The organism is Mesorhizobium sp. M0437 (assembly GCF_040321335.1).
Lineage (GTDB): Bacteria > Pseudomonadota > Alphaproteobacteria > Rhizobiales > Rhizobiaceae > Mesorhizobium.
Genome location: NZ_JAMYRK010000189.1, coordinates 1 through 1,704, shown reverse-complemented (window position 1 = coordinate 1,704; position 1,704 = coordinate 1). Strand labels below are relative to the sequence as shown.

Sequence of the window (1,704 nt, the reverse complement as noted above, 5' to 3'; positions counted from 1 at the left end):
ATCGGTCGTATTGGCAGTCTACTCAGGTTCGTCCAAGGGTTTGCAGGAGCGCTGGCAGGACCGGTAGTCCCAGCAGACGACGAGAACCGGCTCTAAAGGATCGACCGCGTTCACATGAACTCGGTCGAGGCGCTGGCGCCCCTTGTCGTGGCCTCGGCGCTAGCCATGATGGTTGGCGTTGAACCGGCCCCTTTGGCGATATTGGTCTGGACCCACGTCGCGATACGCCTCCTCCACCTGGGAGTCTACCTGCGCGGCGGAAACGCCGCCAAGGGAGGTAGTGTCAGAACGATCTTGTACGTCTCTGGCGCGCTGGTCACGTTTGTCCTTATTCTTGTGACTGGATGGGCAGCACTCAAGTGACGTTGGCGCCACTCCTTGGAGGCCACAGGGAAAGAAGTCGTTCCACTCCAAGCAGCATCCCCACCCCGATAAGAGCTCCTGAGCATGCAGGGGACGTTCGGCCTCTAGCAGGCTGTTGAAGAAGCATCCCGTTTGGCCTTGAGGATAGCCTCATGCAATCCTTCTTCCGTCTGACCTGATCAACCCCAGCCGCCTCCCCCGCTTCCACCGCCGCCGCCACCAGAAGGAATGACAGGCGCAGGAACAGGCTCGTCCTCAACCGGTATAATCACTTTCTTCGCGCTTTTTTGTTTGCGAACGGGCTTGACGACCTTCGGCGGAGGCACCCGGCGGACAATCTTCGGCTGGGGCGTTTCGAAACGTCCATACCCTGGTCGACCATCCTCGTTGAGGGATGCTGCAAAATCTGCTCCGCCGGCAAAGCGTGCGGGGATAGCTGCATATCGAGGCAGAGAAAGTACCACAAAGCACCGGGCTGTGCGTGCGACGGATAGGGCGCCGACCCGGCAATCAGCCAATGACACCGAGGAATGGGTCAGCTACGCTGACGCGGCGGCGGACTTGATTCCGCCTGGCCGGCACCTATCCCATGCCCTCCCCCGCTCCCGATGGGTGCCGGCCATCTTCAGCGCGACGCGAGCGCTTCAGTTCCCCCGGAGCTTAATCGGATCCCAGCCTCACCGGCCGCCGCTCGTGCAGGCATGCGCCCCGACCGTGCTGAACAGTGCGTCTTTGCGTACCGCCGGATGGAGCGGCAGGTACTTAGCTCCGCCACGGGGCTATGATCCGAGGCGGGTAGGCCGCCGAGCAATGTCCCTTCATCGGTGGTCCGCCGGGTGCCCACTGTATGCCTCGATCGATATGATGCCTTTAACAAAGCGGAAAGAACTGTGACCTTATCCAGAGCAGACAGGACGTAGATGAGGTCGCAAGCCGACCCGCAAATGACAATCAAACTCCTGACCCAACAAATTTCTCGGCGACGAGGAGGTCTCTGCACTCGTCAGGCGAACCGAGCGCCTTGCCATTACCGTGACCATACTAATGGCGATCTTCCTGATCTTCGCACCGGTGGTCTTCATTGCTCTGATGTAGCCTCCTCTCAGTTGCTCGGTGCGGATCTTGCTCTGGGCATTGGGTGGGCCGGCATGTTCCTGGACCTACTTCCGAAGGTGCTCGCGCATCTCTCGATTGCTGCTGACGAAAGCGCTGCCGACGTATTGCGCGTGCCGATCTCAGGCGAGTGCCGGCATTCCCGGCTCGCACTCGGCGCCCGGCATTTCGAACTCACTTTCGGGGCCTGCAAATCTTCCGCGCTCCCGGCGGGGGCATGGCCAAGTG

The 1,704-nt window shown here is 60.9% G+C and carries 2 protein-coding genes; both read left to right on the top strand.

The annotated features are described in order from the left end of the window. Positions 1-114: 114 nt before the first annotated feature. The gene (locus NKI72_RS34850; RefSeq protein WP_352852223.1) at positions 115-363 is read left to right on the top strand and encodes an MAPEG family protein; all 249 of its coding nucleotides are present in this window, start codon (positions 115-117) and stop codon (positions 361-363) included. Between the two features lie 1,148 nt (positions 364-1,511). Next, positions 1,512-1,704 (top strand): hypothetical protein (locus tag NKI72_RS34845; RefSeq protein ID WP_352852222.1); only part of this gene is annotated, 193 nt, incomplete at its 3' end.

Excerpts from the sequence above, each read along its gene's own strand:
- NKI72_RS34850 (WP_352852223.1), top strand. The coding sequence starts at position 115 with ATGAACTCGGTCGAGGCGCTGGCGCCCCTTGTCGTGGCCTCGGCGCTA.